Annotated in this window: 16 protein-coding genes and 2 other annotated features; all 16 genes read right to left on the reverse strand. The window is 53.0% G+C overall.

The window, feature by feature from the left end:
• Positions 1 to 159: 159 nt before the first annotated feature.
• The 16 genes from Psch_RS14685 to Psch_RS14755 all read right to left on the reverse strand — a co-directional run bounded on the left by Psch_RS14685 (position 160) and on the right by Psch_RS14755 (position 17,083).
• Positions 160 to 768, reverse strand: a complete 609-nt coding sequence (locus tag Psch_RS14685; RefSeq protein ID WP_190258620.1) for a DNA-3-methyladenine glycosylase — start codon at positions 766 to 768, stop codon at positions 160 to 162.
• Between the two features lie 17 nt (positions 769 to 785).
• The gene (gene polX, locus Psch_RS14690) at positions 786 to 2,489 is read right to left on the reverse strand and encodes a DNA polymerase/3'-5' exonuclease PolX (protein ID WP_190258621.1); all 1,704 of its coding nucleotides are present in this window, start codon (positions 2,487 to 2,489) and stop codon (positions 786 to 788) included.
• A 140-nt stretch (positions 2,490 to 2,629) separates the two neighbouring features.
• A complete protein-coding gene (locus Psch_RS14695; RefSeq protein WP_190258622.1) occupies positions 2,630 to 2,908 on the reverse strand; it encodes a cell division protein ZapA in 279 nt (92 codons plus the stop codon).
• 185 nt (positions 2,909 to 3,093) lie between these two features.
• On the reverse strand, positions 3,094 to 5,514 hold the full coding sequence (gene pheT / locus Psch_RS14700; RefSeq protein WP_190258623.1) for a phenylalanine--tRNA ligase subunit beta: 2,421 nt from the start codon (positions 5,512 to 5,514) through the stop codon (positions 3,094 to 3,096).
• Between the two features lie 40 nt (positions 5,515 to 5,554).
• A complete protein-coding gene (gene pheS, locus Psch_RS14705) occupies positions 5,555 to 6,577 on the reverse strand; it encodes a phenylalanine--tRNA ligase subunit alpha (protein ID WP_190258624.1) in 1,023 nt (340 codons plus the stop codon).
• Between the two features lie 126 nt (positions 6,578 to 6,703).
• On the reverse strand, positions 6,704 to 6,904 hold the full coding sequence (locus tag Psch_RS14710; RefSeq protein ID WP_190258625.1) for a hypothetical protein: 201 nt from the start codon (positions 6,902 to 6,904) through the stop codon (positions 6,704 to 6,706).
• Positions 6,905 to 6,945: 41 nt separating this feature from the next.
• Complete coding sequence (locus tag Psch_RS21540; RefSeq protein WP_345789085.1) at positions 6,946 to 7,038, reverse strand: YqzL family protein; 93 nt, start codon at positions 7,036 to 7,038, stop codon at positions 6,946 to 6,948.
• Positions 7,039 to 7,176: 138 nt separating this feature from the next.
• Positions 7,177 to 7,974 (reverse strand): TrmH family RNA methyltransferase, encoded by a 798-nt coding sequence (locus Psch_RS14715; protein WP_190258626.1) that lies wholly within the window; start codon positions 7,972 to 7,974, stop codon positions 7,177 to 7,179.
• Between the two features lie 306 nt (positions 7,975 to 8,280).
• Positions 8,281 to 8,634, reverse strand: a complete 354-nt coding sequence (gene rplT / locus Psch_RS14720) for a 50S ribosomal protein L20 (RefSeq protein ID WP_190258627.1) — start codon at positions 8,632 to 8,634, stop codon at positions 8,281 to 8,283.
• A 33-nt stretch (positions 8,635 to 8,667) separates the two neighbouring features.
• Positions 8,668 to 8,859: a 50S ribosomal protein L35 gene (rpmI, locus tag Psch_RS14725; protein WP_190258628.1), complete on the reverse strand. Its 192-nt coding sequence runs from the start codon at positions 8,857 to 8,859 to the stop codon at positions 8,668 to 8,670.
• 15 nt (positions 8,860 to 8,874) lie between these two features.
• Positions 8,875 to 9,390 carry a translation initiation factor IF-3 gene (infC, locus tag Psch_RS14730; protein ID WP_134219351.1) on the reverse strand — a complete coding sequence of 172 codons (516 nt, stop codon included), beginning with the start codon at positions 9,388 to 9,390 and terminating at the stop codon, positions 8,875 to 8,877.
• Positions 9,391 to 9,415: 25 nt separating this feature from the next.
• Positions 9,416 to 9,531 (reverse strand) — a sequence feature (ribosomal protein L20 leader region).
• 469 nt (positions 9,532 to 10,000) lie between these two features.
• Positions 10,001 to 11,926 (reverse strand): threonine--tRNA ligase, encoded by a 1,926-nt coding sequence (gene thrS, locus Psch_RS14735; RefSeq protein ID WP_282432470.1) that lies wholly within the window; start codon positions 11,924 to 11,926, stop codon positions 10,001 to 10,003.
• 46 nt (positions 11,927 to 11,972) lie between these two features.
• Positions 11,973 to 12,190, reverse strand: a binding site (T-box leader).
• A 108-nt stretch (positions 12,191 to 12,298) separates the two neighbouring features.
• Positions 12,299 to 13,192, reverse strand: coding sequence for a putative sporulation protein YtxC (gene ytxC / locus Psch_RS14740; RefSeq protein ID WP_243124136.1), 894 nt, complete (start codon positions 13,190 to 13,192; stop codon positions 12,299 to 12,301).
• Positions 13,193 to 13,483: 291 nt separating this feature from the next.
• The gene (gene htpX / locus Psch_RS14745; protein WP_190258629.1) at positions 13,484 to 14,326 is read right to left on the reverse strand and encodes a zinc metalloprotease HtpX; all 843 of its coding nucleotides are present in this window, start codon (positions 14,324 to 14,326) and stop codon (positions 13,484 to 13,486) included.
• Between the two features lie 82 nt (positions 14,327 to 14,408).
• A complete protein-coding gene (locus Psch_RS14750; RefSeq protein WP_190258630.1) occupies positions 14,409 to 15,407 on the reverse strand; it encodes a sodium:calcium antiporter in 999 nt (332 codons plus the stop codon).
• A gap of 437 nt (positions 15,408 to 15,844) precedes the next feature.
• Positions 15,845 to 17,083 (reverse strand): BaiN/RdsA family NAD(P)/FAD-dependent oxidoreductase, encoded by a 1,239-nt coding sequence (locus Psch_RS14755; protein ID WP_190258631.1) that lies wholly within the window; start codon positions 17,081 to 17,083, stop codon positions 15,845 to 15,847.
• Positions 17,084 to 17,188 lie beyond the last annotated feature (105 nt).

Genomic DNA, 17,188 nt, shown 5'->3' on the forward strand with positions numbered 1-17,188 from the left:
CTCCTTAGGTGCGAATTCATTCGCACACAAGTCATATTAGATACCCAAGTGCGGCGCTAACGCGCCGCTGTGCGATTAAAATCGCACCTACATCACTTATATACGGGCGCCGCGGTAGCGGCGTGTGGAACTGGGCGCTCAATCGTTTTTATCTAATTTCTACCTCCTGGATATAAAGGGGCTTCCCTCGAGGTAAAATCTCAGGGGCATTTCCGCCCCCTCTTTAATTCCAATGCGGGTTGTGGTTACAAATTTACCCGGCGTGGCTGCCCCTCCGCACACACATAGATGACCCCAGGTGAGATCGGCCCCGTTGTGCTCACGGGTAATTCCCATTGCCTGCACCAATCTGGCCGGCCCGCTGCATAAATCCCTCAACCGTTCACGCTTCCGCCTGGCTTGCATCAATTGTATCCCCTGCAGAGGCTCCAGGGCGCGTATTAAAACCGCCTCTCCGACCCCGGCCGGGGCGGTTACAGCGTTAAAGCAGTAGTACAGCCCGTAAATAAAATAAACGTAAGCGTGGCCGGGCGCGCCGAACATCACCCGGTTGCGGGGAGTCATGCCGCGGGAGGCGTGACAGGCGGGATCACCCTGGATGTAAGCTTCTGTTTCAACGATTTTTCCCGCGGTTACTCCATCCTGAGTCTCATGGACCAGGATGTTCCCGAGGAGTTTCCTGGCCACGTCAACCGTATCCCCGGCATAAAAAGAACGGGGCAGGATGCCGCCTCTCAAGTAGTCCCGGTCAGGTTCACGGCCCGCCATTGTTTAACCCATACATCTCATCTTCTCCGTAAGTATTTGAGCAGTTTCCCGGCCGGCATGGTATTTACCACGTCTTCTTCTTCCAGCCAGGCCCGGCGTCCCACGGCCACCCCATAGGGCATTTCGTCCAGCCTCTTCAGGTCGTGAGCGTCGGTATTGATGGCCAGCTTAATGCCCTTTTCCTTGGCGCGGCGCGCATTGACATCGCTTAAGTCAAGCCGGTTGGGGGATGCGTTAATCTCTAATATAGTACCATAACCGGCAGCGGCCTCCAATACTCTTTCCAAATCCAGGGCATATCCCTCACGCTGGTTCAGCAGGCGCCCGGTTGGGTGGCCGATGATGTCCACGTTACGGTTCTCCATAGCGGAGAGCAGGCGGGCTGTCATCGTCTCCCGGTCCTGTTTAAAGGCGCTGTGTACCGAGGCAACCACCACGTCAATTTCTTTTAAAACCTCATCCGGGCAGTCCAACTCTCCCTTTGGCAGAATATCGACCTCGATCCCGGTGAGTATCCGGAAATCCTCCTGTTTCTTATTAAGTTCCCGGATCACCTCATGCTGTTCGTGTAACTTATCCAGGGAAAGACCCCTGGCAATATGCAGGGAACGGGAGTGGTCGGTCACCGCCATATACTGGTAACCCTTGGCTTTGGCCCTGCCGGCCAGTTGCTCGATATCCGCCACACCATCGCTCCAGGTGCTGTGAACGTGCAGGTCCCCCTTGATCGCTTCAAGTTTCACCAGGTCGGGCAAACGCTTCTCCAGGGCCGCTTCAACTTCCCCCCGGTCTTCCCGGAGTTCCGGCGGTATGTATTGAAGGTCAAGCATGGCATAGATATCCTGCTCTGCCATCTCGCCCCGGTTCCTGCCCAGCAGCGCGGCGGCCGCTGAGTTTTCCTTTTTTTCAAAGAGACCCTGCAGCTTTTCAAAATGGGCATGGCTGCCTGTATTCCTGAACAATGCCAGGGTAAAGACCTCTTCCGGCACAATTTCCAGTTCGACGGCGATACCCCACTTGGTTTGAAACTTGGCCCCGTCGTAACCTTTTTCCAAAATATGACTAATCCTGTAGTGGCCGGCCAGGCTGTCGATAACGGTATTGGGGTCATCTGACGCCACTACCAGGTCGATATCCCCTACTGTTTCCTTCCAGCGCCGCAAACTGCCGCCCGCCTCAACTCTGGCAACACCGGGCAGCAGTTCCAGATAGCCTTTGAGTTCTGCGGCAATATTTCTGGCCAGATCCAAGAGTGCGCGGCCGGCCTGACTTTGGCGCAGTTCAATATTTCTCAGAATCTCGTCTTCGGTCCTGACGCCCAGCCCGGGCAGGTTCCGCAACCGCTTCTCCCGCGCGGCTGCAGCTAGCTCCTCCAGGCTGGTTATGCCCAGCTTTTCTCTGATCATACCGGCCTTTTTGGGTCCAAGGCCCGGCAGGGTAATAATCGCAAGCAGGCCGGGAGGGAATTCCTCCAGCAGTTCCTGGTATTTTTTCAGGTTGCCCGTTGTCAATAGCTCATTGATTTTGGCGGCAATGTTCTTGCCGATGCCGGGAATTTTGTTCAACCTGCCGCCCTTCCAGGCATCTTTAACCGGCTCGTCCAGACCGGCCAGGATCCTGGAGGCGTTGCGATAGGCCCTTATTTTAAAATATTCCTCCCCTTTGAGTTCCAAAAGGTCAGCCAGCTCGTGAAATATCCAGGCTATTTCTTCGTTTTGCATATAGGACTGCCTCATTTCTCGCTTAAGATAATTATCTCCAGAAAAAGCAAGCAGTATTAAAAAACTCATGCAGGAGGCCCATGAGTTTTGCGGTCTCTTAATTTATATATAGCCGTCAAACCAAAAACTCATGAAAGCTTTCATGAGTTTTTTTTCTTGTTATGTTCTTCCGGAGGCTCAATAATTTTAACCAGATTATCATGTTCTTCCTGGATTCTTTTCAATTCCTCAGCGATGTTGAGGGCAGCCAGAACGGCCGTCTGGATCCTGCTCAACCGCGGATTGCGTCCTGACAGGGCCTTCATTTTGCGGTTGACGTAATTAGCCAGCATGATCAATTCTTCAGGTGAACTGTCCCCTTTCAGGGTGTAATACTCACCGAATATCTCGACTTCCACCCGGGACTCCTGACCAGCCATAGTAATCCTCCAGGTTAAAATTTATGTTTAGTTTCGCCATATTTCCTTTTTCTCCTGCACCAGACCATAATATTTCTACCCTGGAAACATTTCGACCGCTACAATGTCGCTTAAATGCTGGGTAATTATTCTTTAGGGCCTGCGTAACGGCAGGCCCCAAAGTTTGAATTCTTTATTCGAATTTCTCAGGCGCGCAGTTCGGCTCCGAACCCTTGGGCCAGAGCATTGGCTATCGCAGCGGTTCTTTCCGCAACCTCGGTATCGGTAAGGGTACGGTCCTCGGCATAGAACCTCAGGGAGAAGGCCATGCTCTGATAGCCTTGGGGCACCTGCCCGCCCCGGTATACGTCAAACAGAAAGACCGATCGCAACAGCTCGCCACCCGCTCTGCGAATCGCTTCCACAACCTGCGCGGCCGGCGTCCCCTGCTTGATTAAAACCGCTATATCCCGCTCAACCGCCGGGAACCTGGGCAGGGTAGTGTATACGAACGGCCGGCCGGATACCTTAAGCAGTTGCTCCAGGTCCAGTTCAAAGGCTACCACCCGGTCCGGCAGCCCAAATTGCTCCAGGACATCGGGGTGAAGCTCACCAACAACGCCCAACCTGATACCGCCGGCCTCCAACCAGGCGGACCTGCCCGGGTGGAAACTGGGGTTTTCAAGCTCCGGCTGGAAATTGACCGGCTCAGTGCGCAAATAGTCGAAGAGGTTCTCCAGCACGCCTTTTAGGTGGTAAAAATCGAGTTCTCGCGCAGGCGCGTTCCACCCGGGCACGGTCCGGCCCATGGCGGTGGCGGCCAAAACCTGCCGCTCCTCCGGCAGGGAGCCCTCTTCCCGCGGGTAAAAAACACGCCCGATTTCAAATACGGCCCCGTTTTGCACCCGGCGGCTAAAGTTCCTGGCCAGCGTCTCAAGCAAACCGGGCAGCATCATCGTCCTCATAACAGAATGCTCTTCGCTTAAGGGGTTTTGCAGTTTGACCATTTCTCTAAAAGGACTATCTGCAGGCAAATTCATTTGCTCCAGAACCCTCGGGTGGGTGAAACTATAGGTCATGACCTCATATAACCCGTCGCCGGCCAGGCTGTTGCGGATCCCGGCGGTAAGGGACTGTTCCCTGGTCTGCTTGCCCTGAATGGACTGGCCATAGGGGAGGGTTCCCGGCACCCGGTCGTACCCGTGCATACGGGCAATCTCCTCAATCAGATCGATTTCCAGGTTCACATCAACACGGTGGGTGGGTACCGTAACCAGCAGATCAGCGCCGGATTCCCTGACCTTAAACTGCAGACCGGTCAGTATTCCGGCAGCTTCCTCCTTTGGCACCTCCACACCAAGGATATAGGTGGCTCTGCCCGGCCTAAGAGATATGATTTTCTCCTGCAGGGGTTCCGGGCAAACGTCGATAATGCCGGATACAACATCGCCCGCCTCCATCTCCGTAATCAGCTGCGCCGCCCGGTTGGCGGCCCTGGCTGAGCCTCCTATATCAATGCCCTTCTCGAAACGCTGTGAAGCTTCCGACCGCAGCCCCAGGGCCTTTGAGGTTTTACGTATGCTGATGGGGTTGAAGAAGGCCGACTCCAGCAGTACGGAGACCGTTTTGGCGGTGACCTCGGTGGCCAGCCCCCCCATCACCCCGGCGATACCCACCGGACCGGACGGGTCCGTGATCGCCAGCATGTCGGGTGTAAGAACACGTTCGTTGCCGTCTAAGGATAACATTTTCTCCCCGGCTCGGCCCCGGCGCACAATAATGTGCCCGTCCTTCAACAGATTGTAGTCAAAGGCGTGCATGGGCTGGCCCAGTTCCAGCATGACGTAGTTGGTTACATCCACGATGTTGCTGATGGGCCGGATACCGGCGTTGCGCAAGCGCTGCTGCATCCACAGGGGAGAGGGCCCCACCTTGACGTTTTTAACCAGCCGGGCACAGAAGCGGCGGCACAGATCTGTATCTTCAATATCCACCCGCGCCTGCCCTTCAATGCTTTCCGGCAGTTCCTTAAAAGAAGGCTGCGGTAGGCGCAAGGGACGTCCCAGCAGGGCGGCTACCTCCCTTGCCACACCGATCATCGATAAGCAGTCGCCCCGGTTGGGGGTGAGGTCCAGTTCCAGGATATGGTCATCCAGCCCCAGTATTTCTTTCGCGTCTTTTCCAAGGGGCGTGCCCGGAGGCAGGATCATGATGCCGTTGGCCTGTTCGGCGACCATTGTCTTCGGGTCGATCCCCAGTTCCTGACCGGAGCACATCATCCCCCTGGACTCAACACCCCTGAGTTTAGCTTTTTTAATAACCAAACCGCTGGCCAGCCTGGCGCCTTCCACCGCTACCGGGATGACGTCCCCTTCCCGCACGTTGGTGGCGGCGGTAATTATCTGCCGTTTCTCCCCACCGGTGTCGACACTGGTAACAACCAGCTTGTCTGCATTGGGATGGGGGCTGATCGATTCGATACGTCCGGTAATCACATTGCTGATACCGACGCCAAGTTCCGTGACGCCTTCCACGGTAACCCCGGCCAGGGTCAGGCGGTCCGCCAGTTCCTGCGGGGTAATATCAATTTCTACAAATTCCTGGAGCCATTTATAGGATACACGCACAGTGCTATTAACCTCCCATGTTATCATTAATGACAATCTATTAGAACTGCTGCAAGAATCTCAAATCATTATCAAACAGCAGCCGCATATCGTCAATGCCGTACTTCAGCATGGTGATGCGCTCGACCCCCATACCGAAAGCAAACCCGGTAACCTCCTCCGAATTATAACCGGACACTTCCAGCACGCGTGGATGCACCATACCCGATCCCAGGATTTCCAGCCATCCGGTATGGGAGCATACCCGGCAGCCATCGCCGCCGCAAATCACGCAGGAGATGTCCACCTCGGCGCTCGGCTCGGTAAACGGGAAAAAACTGGGCCGGAAGCGGGTCCTGGTTTTCATGCCGAACATAAGCCTGGCAAAAAGGTCCAGGGTACCCTTCAAATCACTGAAAGTAATCCTGCGATCAACTGCCAGTCCCTCTACCTGGTTGAACATGGGAGAGTGGGTGGCGTCATCATCACGGCGGTAGACCTTCCCCGGGACTATGATTTTAACCGGCAGCTCCGGCGCGGTCTTCTCCATCGTCCGCACCTGGACAGGCGAGGTGTGGGTCCTCAAGAGAGTTTCGGGGCTGATAAAGAAGGTATCCTGCATATCCCGTGCCGGGTGATCTTTGGGCAGGTTAAGGGCTTCAAAGTTGTAGTAGTCGGTCTCAACCTCGGGCCCTTCGGCAATACTGAAGCCCAGGCCCAAAAATATGTCCTGGATTTCTTCCCGTACAATAGTCAGGGGGTGTTTACGGCCGCGCAGCACCGGTGTGCCGGGAAGGGTAATATCGATCCCCTCTTCTCGCAGTTTTTGCTCCTTGAGCAGTTCCTTTAAACCGGCAGTCCTTACCGCCAGCTCGCCTTCGATGGCATCCCTGACCTCGTTGGCCACCTGGCCGATACGGGGCCTTTCCTCGGAGCTTAACCCTCCCATGCCGCGCAGAATCTGGGTCAATTCACCCTTCTTGCCCAGTATTCTGACTCTGATTTCATTCAACTCATCCATGGTTCGCGCTTCTGCCAGAGACTTGTGCGCCTCTTCATGAAGCCTTTTTAACTTTTCTTCCAAATGACAAACCTCCTGGCTGCTATATAAATGTATTACGAATCCTATAAAAATAACAAATTTTGCCTAACAATAAAAAAACCGCCCCCTCTACAGGGACGGATTATTTCTTTTCCGCGGTACCACCCTCTAGTTTATACCCGCTGAGCATAAACCCTCAATACCGTACGGGGCTTGACGCGCCCGATACTGTCTTCCGATAACGGTAGAAGCTCCGGCGACACCTACTGGTAAAACGTTCAGCTGCAGTTCCGGGGTGAACTTCAATGGACCCAATTCTGGGAGGGCTTCCAGTCCATCGACCCTCCTTCCCTGAAGAACGCCGGCCACCTACTTTTCCCCTTCATCACAATTCGTCTATTTTTATAAAATTAGTGAACGGCTAACCTCCTGTAAAGTATGTAGGCCCTTACCGAACCGGTTGCCTCAAACAGCCTCCAAAAAAATTCGGCGGTTAAAAGCATTTAACCACAACCTTTCCTCAGTTTTTTGGGGACCTTTTGGGTTTGATTATACCATAAGCAAAAATTGATGACAAGGAAGTTTACAGAAAAATCGAACCCCGTCCGGCTCCTTAAAAATGTGGAAAAGTCTCTATTTTACTACGTTTGTCGCTGTCTTACGGCTTCATAGAGAAGGATCGCGGCGGAAATTGCCACATTCAGGGATTCGGCGCGGCCCGGCATCGGGATGCGAGCCAGCTCGGACACCCTGCCCAGTACGGTCTCGCCAGCCCCAGCCGCTTCTCCCCCAACAGCCAATGCGCAGGGCACGCTCAGGTCACATTCGTAGACAGCTCTGGCCGCCCTGGGTTCGCCGGCTACAGTTTTTATCCCTCGATCTTCGAGATAATCCATAACCGCTTCTGCCGCGCAGCCCTGTATCACCGGCAGGTGAAAAATCGACCCCATCGTTGCCCGTAGTGTCTTGGGGTTGTAGATATCCGCAGTGCCTTTCAGCAAAATGACTCCGTCTGCTCCCGCGGCATCCGCCGACCTGATGATGGCGCCGAGGTTGCCCGGGTCACGGACCCCGTCCACCAGCGCCAGCAGGGCGGGTTGACCGGTATCGGCCAGTTCCTCCAGAGAGTTGCTCCGCTGCCGAACCACCGCCAGGATTCCCTGGGGTGTCTCGGTAAATGCCAACTCCTTAAGCAGTGGCTCCTCCACCTCCAGCAGGGCTATCCTCCGGTTGGAGGCATTGCTGAGGAGTCTCTCGCCCCGCCCGTCCTCCGTAATTTTTTGGGAGTAAACCAGCATTTCCACAGGCCAGGTGGAATGAAGGGCTTCCTCAACAAAACGAATGCCTTCAACCAGAAACTTGCCCTCTTGGTCCCTGAAGCGCCGCCCTCCCAGCCGTCGCAGGTATTTGACATGCGGATTGTTTTTACCCGGCGACATCCCGATCCACCTTCTCCTCCATCTCTGAAAATACACACAGATCGCTTCCAAAAAATGCAGCTGTGAATTTATTCGCACAAAAGTTGCATTAGATGCCCAAGTGCGGCGCTGACGCGCCGTTATGCGATTGTTGACAGGGTGACAAGAACTCCGTCCCCCTGTCAACCCCGGGTAAAGAATAGGCATGGTAATTATACCATGCCGGGACTTGCTGGGAAGGTTGTCTGCGTAAGAACAGCAACCTTGCACTAAAATACAGTTTATGGGAAAACTTTAGCATGGTAATCTATAATGCCCGTTACCTGCTTATAGTTTTGCCTTGGCTATATCCACCAATTGCCCGAAAGCCTGGGCGTCATTAGTGGCCATATCAGAAAGCATCTTGCGGTTGATATCGACACCGGCCAGTTTCAGGCCGTTCATAAGGCGGCTGTAGGAAATGCCGTTCATCCTGGCAGCGGCGTTAATCCTGGCTATCCACAACTTGCGAAAGTCGCGCTTTTTCACCCTGCGATCGCGGTAAGCGTAAACCAGCGACTTCATCACCTGTTGGTTGGCTACGCGGTAAAGTTTACTTTTGGCGCCCCGGTAACCCTTGGCCAACTTAAGTATTTTTCTATGCCTATTACGTGAAACCACACTGCTTTTAGCCCGTGGCATATTACATTCCTCCTGTTTAACAACGTTATGAATTTAAGGCATCAACTTTTTCAGGCGGTTCATATCGGCCGCGCTTACAATTGTTGATTTGCGCAGGCCGCGTTTCCTCTTGGAGCTCTTTTTACCGAGAATATGGCTGTGAAAAGAATGAGAACCTTTTAGCAACCCGGTGGCTGTCTTTTTAAAACGCTTCGCAGCACCGCGGTGGGTCTTAATTTTAGGCATTGCTGCATCTCCCTTCTAGTTTTCTTGCTTCGGCGCCAGGATCATAATCATGTTTTTTCCTTCTAGCTTGGGCACTCTTTCAACATTGCTCAGCTCTTTTAAATCTTCCGCCAGTCTTTTCAGCAGCTGCTGTCCGATTTGGGTATGGACGATCTCGCGCCCGCGGAAGATAACGGTCGCCTTTACTTTATCGCCATCCTTTAAAAAACGGATCGCGTTTTTGGCCTTGACCTCAAAATCGTGGTCTTCAATATTGGGACGCATCTTGATTTCCTTGACGCTGATTATTTTTTGTTTCTTCCTGGCCTCTTTCTCACGCTTGCTCTGTTCATACTTATATTTCCCAAAATCCATAATCCTGCAAACCGGGGGTTTGGCGGCAGGGGCAATTTCAACCAGATCCTGCTGCTTCTCCTCCGCGAGTCGCAAGGCATCCCTGCCGGACATTATGCCGAGTTGGTTCCCTTCGCTGTCTACAACCCTGACTTCCCTCGCCCTGATCTCCTCGTTGATTCGGAAATCTTTTGTAATAGCTGGTTCACCTCCATCAAAATTTACCCAAATAAAAAAGCGGGCAAAATCCACCCGCTTAAATATCTAAACTATCAAGAACCTTATGGACTGCTATACAAGCGTCGTAAGGTGAGAAGCGGATGGCTTCTACTTTGTAAGTGTGCAATTGGACGAAAGTATTATAGCATACCCCACCTGGCACGTCAAGAAATTATCTCCAATACTGCAAGAGTTAGAAAAGCAGCTCCACATACCGCTTTGGCGGTAGACAAGGCTAGACAAGGGGACGGTCCTTCTGTCTGCCGTTCTCGAAAAGCCTTTGGGGTAGTGGTCAGGTGGTTATCCTCCGCTCACTTTGCAATTCTACATTTCAGTAAGAAGGGCGTCATATCGACCGCATCAACAGACTGCAGCCTGGTAGCTACGCGCTATTTTAGCTTTTCTGCAAGCAACGCACGCGCTAAGGAACGCATCCAAGTGCTCCGTTCGCTCCGGAAAACCACCTGCCCGCAAGTCAAGCCTTTTCGAAAACTTCCTCTTGGGGGATAAAAGTTGACAAGAACCCCGTCCCCGTGTCACACCTTACTTAGAACATGCGCACGGATAACTATGGTAATTAACCGGAACTCTAGGCGTTAACCTTCTCTTTAATTTCACTGAGCAGTTTGTCTTCGAACTCGCTCAGCGGGAGGGCTCCAAGGTCGCCACGGCCGCGGTGGCGGACGGCCACCGCTCCCTGTTCGGCCTCCTTGTCACCGACAACCAGCATATAGGGAATTTTTTGCGCCTGGGCTTCGCGAATTTTATAGTTGATTTTCTCGTTGCGGGCGTCCATCTCCACCCGGATACCCTTTTGCTCAAGGCTGTCCACAACCTTACGGGCGTACGCAAGGTGGCGGTCGGTAATGGGCAGGACACGGGCCTGGACAGGGGCCAGCCAGGCCGGAAAAGCTCCGGCGAAGTGTTCGGTGAGAATGCCGATAAACCTTTCAATACTGCCGAATATCGTCCTGTGGATCATCACCGGCCGGTGCTTCTGGCCGTCCTCACCGACATAGGTAAGGTCGAACACCTCCGGCATCTGGAAATCCAACTGGATCGTCCCGCATTGCCAGGTGCGGCCCAGGGAATCTTTAAGGTGAAAATCAATCTTCGGCCCGTAGAAGGCGCCGTCCCCCTCGTTTACCTTATAATCGAGGCCCCTGGCCTCCAGGGCGTCCCGCAGCTCACCGGTGGCCTTCTCCCAGGTTTCTTCGGAGCCCATGGCTTTTTCCGGCCTGGTGGAAAGCTCCACTTGAAAAGAGAAACCGAACACCTTATAGAAATCTTCTTCCATGTTGATGACTCCGATGATCTCATCCTTAACCTGGGAGGGAAGCATGAATATGTGGGCGTCGTCCTGGGTAAAGCAACGGACTCTCATCAAACCGTGTAATGCGCCGGAAAGCTCGTGCCGGTGCACCAGCCCCAGTTCACCCATGCGAATGGGAAGCTCACGGTAGCTGTGCAGCTTGCTCTTGTAAATCAGGATGCCGCCAGGGCAGTTCATCGGCTTGACAGCGAAATCACCCTCGTCGATCTTGGTGAAATACATATTATCGCGGTAATGGTCCCAGTGCCCGGACTGCTCCCAGAGGGCTCTGTTCAAAATAATCGGCGTGCGAATCTCCTGGTAGCCCCTTTTTTTGTGCTCCTGCCGCCAGAAGTCCTCCAGTTCGTTGCGCAGTATCATTCCCTTGGGATGGAAAAACGGAAAGCCCGGACCCTCGTCATGAATGCTGAAAAGATCCAGTTCCGCGCCGATTTTTCGGTGGTCACGCCGCTTGGCTTCCTCGAGCCGGAAAAGGTGCTCGTCAAGCATGGATTTCTTGGGGAAAGAAGTGCCGTAAATCCGCTGGAGCATCTTGTTTTTCTCGCTGCCCCGCCAGTAAGCGCCTGCCACGCTCATCAGCTTGAAGGATTTCAAGCGCCCGGTCGAGGGCACGTGCGGCCCCATGCAGAGGTCGGTAAAATCACCCTGGCGATAGCAGGACAGGCCAACATCCACAGGCAGGTCCTCAATCAGTTCCACCTTGTAGTCCTGGCCTGCCTCCCCGAACTTAGCCAGCGCGTCAGCCCTGGTCAGTTCGGAGCGTTCAAAGGGCTTATCGGCCTTAACAATGGCCTCCATTTCCTTTTCGATCTTGGCCAGATCTTCCGGACTGAAGGGCTCCTTGGTGTCAAAGTCGTAATAAAAGCCGTCGGCAATAGCCGGGCCGATAGCAAACTTAACGCCGGGGAACAGCTTTTGCACCGCCTCGGCCATGACATGGGCCGTGCTGTGGCGGAAAACCTGTTTGCCCTCATCGTCTTCAAAGGTCAAAAATGCAACGTTGGCGTCACTGTTCAATGGCGCCCCCAGGTCGACCAGCCGGCCGTCCACCCTGGCTACCAGCGCTTCCTTGGCCAGACGCTGGCTGATACTCCTGGCAATATCCATAAGCGTTGTGCCCGCCTGGTACTCCCTGGCCGAGCCGTCCGGCAGGGTTACTTTAATATTGCCGGCTTCACCCAAAACCAACACATCCTTTCATGAAAAACAAAATCGCCCCTGACAAAAAGTCAGGGACGGGATTTCCGCGGTTCCACCCTGGTTAGGAAAATACAAATTCCTCGCTCACGCAGATAACGGTTGCCTCCGTCGCGGCCTACTCGTCAGTTCGGCCGGCAGTTCCAAGGTGGTTTTTCAGTCCACCCGCATCCAAAGGCGCTTTCAGCCTTATGGCGCCTTCTCTCTTTGGCCGGTGTGAAACTTACTCGTCCTTATCATCACTCGTTTATCACTATTCTTACAGTATTATATTGGCTAAATCCTTCATTGTCAACAAAAGCAAATCGGTTCAATTCAAGACCAATGGCTTGTGAAAGAAATGCTTCAGACATTTATTCAAGGCTCTGTACACAGAGCGCAACCAGGACACTCGCTCACCCGGCCGGTAAAAACACTTTTAATCGTTTCCAGCGTCGCGTTATGGTTTTCTTTACTGGCCCGGTGGATGTTTATTTTCCTGGGAGCGATGGTGATCAGAGCGCTGATCAGGAGGTCTTCGTAGTTTAGTTCATTTTCCAGCATATCCAGAAAAAAACCATCCATGTAATCACTCCGGACCGGCTGCATTTTATCGTCAAAAAGCTTGAAGCTGCCGGATTCAGAGATGCACAAATGGACCATTTCCATGCGCGGTTCCTGAACTTCTACAAAATACTGCAATAGCTGAATAAATTCACGGTACTCCCTCTCCATTAAAAATTCGTCAACCGCTTTTTCGGTGGCGTCCCGCAGCTCGGCCAGGTATTCCTTCAGCCTGAAACGGATGAATCCGTCGACGATAATGCGGTTATTATAGTTTAAGAAATCTATGATTTTTTGATTAATACGGTTCTTCCGGCTCAGCCAATAGAGCGTGTTCTGGGCTTCCCTGCCCTCACGGTTGATGTGGCGCAACGAATAGTCAAAAATAAGCTTCTTTTCTTCGTCACCAAAGTAATAATAGTTTTCCCGGATAATGTCTTTTAAAAGGGCATCCTCCCAGTGATTGAGAATGACGTCAGAAATTATTTCAGCCAGTTGCTGCCTAAGAAGGGTTTGGATATGCTCGTCGTTTGACCCGCGCTGAGCCTCTCCAGCAATGCGGCAGGAGAGAAAGGTGAATTTACCAGCCGGAGACTCTTCCAGGTCCACCTTCAGACCTTGTCCTTCACACAGCTTCAGCTGACTGCCGAGTTTGGCCTTAAAAAGCTCCATGTGCTGCGTGGCTCCGATGGATATGGTCTGCGCCACTATTATCACTCCCTGCCTGTTACTACACCAGTTGCCGCGGAAAAACAGGTCAGCCGGCTTTTTAAATCTTCCTGGTTCAGTATAGACAGAAAGAACGGCCCCTATGCCATGCAAATTATTTTAAGAAATCCAGAAATTTTGGCTTAATATAAAAGGGGCTTATAAATTCATACAAATTTCAAGATCTGAAAGTGCGGATAAATTTGCCCTACAAACCTGTAAGGCGTAAGCCGTAGGGCGTAGGGCGTAATGTATACTGCATTTCTATGGGGTTATGTGCGAATGAATTCGTTAGACTCTCAACTCGCTCAGCCGTTTGACTCTGTCTTCGATGGGCGGGTGGGTGCTGAAGAGCCTGGCCATGGATGCGCCGGAAAGCGGGTTGACGATGAACATGTGCGATGCCGCCGGGTTTACCTGCATCGGGATCCTGTGAGCCGCGCTTTCCAGCTTCAAAAGGGCGTTGGCAAGGCCTCCGGTATTACCGGCAAAACGGGCTCCGTCCTCGTCCGCCATGTATTCCCGCGAGCGGGAAATGGCCATCTGGATGATCATAGCCGCGATGGGCGCGATAATGGCCAGCAGGAGCCCTCCGATCATGCTGCCTCCACCTTCTTCGTCATCGCGGCCCATGCCGAAGATGGCGCCCCACTGGATGATGTTGGCCAGCATGGAGATCGCCCCGGCAAAGGTAGCGGCAATGGTCCCTACCAGGACATCCCGGTTTTTAACATGGGCCAGTTCGTGAGCCAGTACACCTTCCAGTTCGGTTTTGTTTAGTATTTGCACAAGCCCCTCGGTAACGGCTACCGCCGCATGAGCAGGGTTCCTGCCTGTGGCGAAAGCATTGGGCTGCGGTGAAGGAGTGATATAGATGCGGGGCATAGGCAGCCCGGCCCGCTGGGTCAACCGGCGCACGATGGCGTAAAGCTCCGGAACCTCTTCCTCAGAAACCGGCTGCGAGCGGGTCATTTTAATAGCCACTTTGTCGCTGTAATAGTAGCTGAAAAAATTCATACCCAGCGAAATAAGGAAGAACAGCATGGCGCCGTTACTGCCTCCGACTGCATTTCCGATTAGTACAAGGATGACGGAAAGGCCTGCCATCATCAACCAGACCTTGAAGTTATTCATTAAGTAAGCCTCCTTATCTCAAGTTTTAACAGTTTCCTAACATTTTAACCAATTAAGTTCCGAAGACGTCCATTCCCTCCTTTTATAATACCACCGTCAGGGCCAAAAGCAAAAATATCCCATAAATCGCTGCCGGGTAAAACATCACTGTGGCTTTCAGCTCTTTTTGCCTTTTGACAAAAAGGAAAATCGTCAGGCTTGATAACAACGCCAGGCCAGCGCTCAGTGCGGCCAGGGGGGAAATTATCCAGGGGGTAAATAAAATACCGATGATGGGGATAATCGTGCTCTGAAAAACCATGGCTCCTGTTATGTTGCCCATAGCCAGGGTATCTTTACCCCCTTTTACCCAGATCACACTGTTGAATTTTTCCGGCAGTTCGGTAGCTACCGGTGTGATTATCAGAGACAGGATCAAGGCTGGAGCCATCAAGCTGGTCGCCAGGTTGCCCAGAGCTCCCACGAAATAATCAGCGCCGACGACGATAAGCGCCAGGCTCACCGCGATTTGGGACAGCATCACCCAAAGGGGCGGCTCCCCTTCTCTTTTCCAGAAATACAGCGGATCAATATCCAGCTCGGACAAAGTGTCCCCGTCCCCGAGGGTGATCTTAACATAAAAAATGTACCCCAGGAGCAGAATAACCGCTACCATAATCTTTAGGGGCTGGATGGGCAAAAAGGCCGCCGCCACCGCCAGGCTATAGAAGAAGATAAAATATTTCAGGTCCCTCATTAATATGGAACTTTTTACGTCTATACAGCGGCTTCCTCCGTCCCGGCAGTAGAACATCTTGGAGATCCCCACTACCCCGAAGGCCAGCGTGCTGAGCATGAACGGAGCTCCCAGAATAGCGCCAATACCCACCTCATGGGCGCTCCCGACCGGGCCGAACAGGATCGCGATGATCGGGACCATGGTTTCCGGCAGCGCCGTGCCGATCGCCGCCAGCACCGACCCTACAGCCCCTTCGGACAGGTTCAACTTTTTACCCAGCCACTCGATCCCGTTGGTGAAGGTTTTAGCCCCCAACAAGATGGCCAACAGACCTGCAGCCAGCACCATAATATTCACAACCATCTATGCTAACACCTCCTTTGCAAAATTTAAAAATAAAAAAACCTCCGCATTTCCACTGCTGAAAATTACGAAGGTCTTGCCATACCTTTGCAGACGCAAGAGCCGGGTGTTATCCAACACCGTACTGACGACCCCTGCTCCGGGATAAACCCGGTGGCTACTCCCCTTGTATCTGGTAAGATTGTCTATACACTATTATTGCCGCATTTTAAGGACAAGTCAAGAAGTATTTAACGAGACGGTATAAAATAGTTTACAAACAAAAACATTCATTCTGAATTGGCTTGATGTGGGTGCGATTTCAAATCACACTCGCACTGCAAGTAAGGGGTTTCTACTAATCCTTATATATACTATAATACTACTTTTCTCGGGGGTCATGTGCAAATGAATTCGCAACCACATTGACAATACAGCGTATATGCTTTCCCTGTCCGCTACCGCCCGGCGCCTGCACTGCTCCCGCTCAAGTAGCCGGTGGAGAAAGCGATTTGCAGGTTGAAGCCCCCAGTCAAAGCGTCTACATCGATGACCTCGCCGGCAAAATATAGCCCCCTGATTATTTTCGACTCCAGCGTGGAGGGGTTGATTTCTTTGACGCTAACCCCGCCGCCTGTCACAATAGCCTCGTTAAGCGACCGGGTACCGGTCACTGTCACCGCCAGGTTTTTCAGGGCGCTCACCAGCTCCTCCCGTTCGCCTCTGGTCACCTGGGCTCCCTGCCTGCCGCCGTCAACACCCGCCAGGACGGGTATAACCGGCGCCAGCCGTTGAGGGAGAATAACGCTCAGGGTGTTTTTCAGAGACCTGGCCGGGTTTTGCTGTAAATGATCCTGCAGGAGCTTATTGAGCCGTTCACCCGGCCAACCGGGTTTTAAATCAATTATTAAGTCCAACGGAAAACTGAAATGTTTGGTCAAAAAGCTGCTGAGGTTTAAAACTGCCGGACCGGACAGGCCGAAATGAGTGAAAAGAAGCTCACCGGACTGCTCCGCTTTGGCCCGGCCGCCAGCGGCCACGCGCAGCATCACATGATCCAGAGCCAGCCCCTGCAACTCCCGCACCCAGCCATCCCGTACTACCAGCGGCACCAGAGCGGGCCGTGGTCCAACAATGGTGTGCCCCAACCGGCGGGCAAACCGGTAGCCGTCCCCGCTTGAGCCGGTCTGTTGGTAAGAGGCGCCACCGGTAGCAACCAGCACGCTCCGGCTTTTTACCGTGCTGTTATCAGACAGAAGGGCGCCGGCGGCCTGCCCGTCCCTGGACAGCAACTGCCTCACCCCGGAATTATACCGGACTTCCACTCCGCTGTCCTGAAGGTGTTTTTGCAGGGCTTTAAGAACATCGCCGGACTGGCCGGAGGCGGGAAACACCCTGCCGCCCGCCTCTACCCTGGCTTGAAGGCCCAGAGTCTTGAAGAGCTGCACTAAATGGCGGCCGGCAAAAGCATTTAGAGCGCTGTATAAGAATTTCCCGTTCGTAACTATATTTCCGCTAAAAGCATCACCGTCGCTGTCGTTCGTAAAATTGCACCTGCCGCCGCCGGTGATTGCCAGCTTTTTGCCTAGCCTGTCATTCTTCTCCAGCAGAACAACCTTTAAACCCCTTCTGGCAGCAGTGGCCGCCCCCAACATACCGGCCGGTCCGCCGCCTATAACAACCAGGTCATACTCCACCGGCCTCACCCCCGGTAAGTTCCATTTTTTTCTTTCATTATAAACGCAAAAACGGCAAAAACAAAATATGCCGGAGAAACGCTGCAATACAACCAAAATAAAACC

Source organism: Pelotomaculum schinkii, from assembly GCF_004369205.1.
Lineage (GTDB): Bacteria > Bacillota > Desulfotomaculia > Desulfotomaculales > Pelotomaculaceae > Pelotomaculum_C > Pelotomaculum_C schinkii.

Bases quoted from the DNA above. Each gene is read 5' to 3' on its own strand.
- Psch_RS14685 (WP_190258620.1), bottom strand. From the start codon at position 768: ATGGCGGGCCGTGAACCTGACCGGGACTACTTGAGAGGCGGCATCCTG.
- polX (WP_190258621.1), bottom strand. From the start codon at position 2,489: ATGCAAAACGAAGAAATAGCCTGGATATTTCACGAGCTGGCTGACCTT.
- Psch_RS14695 (WP_190258622.1), bottom strand. From the start codon at position 2,908: ATGGCTGGTCAGGAGTCCCGGGTGGAAGTCGAGATATTCGGTGAGTAT.
- Psch_RS21540 (WP_345789085.1), bottom strand. From the start codon at position 7,038: ATGCTTTTAACCGCCGAATTTTTTTGGAGGCTGTTTGAGGCAACCGGT.
- Psch_RS14715 (WP_190258626.1), bottom strand. From the start codon at position 7,974: ATGTCGCCGGGTAAAAACAATCCGCATGTCAAATACCTGCGACGGCTG.
- rplT (WP_190258627.1), bottom strand. From the start codon at position 8,634: ATGCCACGGGCTAAAAGCAGTGTGGTTTCACGTAATAGGCATAGAAAA.
- rpmI (WP_190258628.1), bottom strand. From the start codon at position 8,859: ATGCCTAAAATTAAGACCCACCGCGGTGCTGCGAAGCGTTTTAAAAAG.
- htpX (WP_190258629.1), bottom strand. From the start codon at position 14,326: ATGAATAACTTCAAGGTCTGGTTGATGATGGCAGGCCTTTCCGTCATC.
- Psch_RS14750 (WP_190258630.1), bottom strand. From the start codon at position 15,407: ATGGTTGTGAATATTATGGTGCTGGCTGCAGGTCTGTTGGCCATCTTG.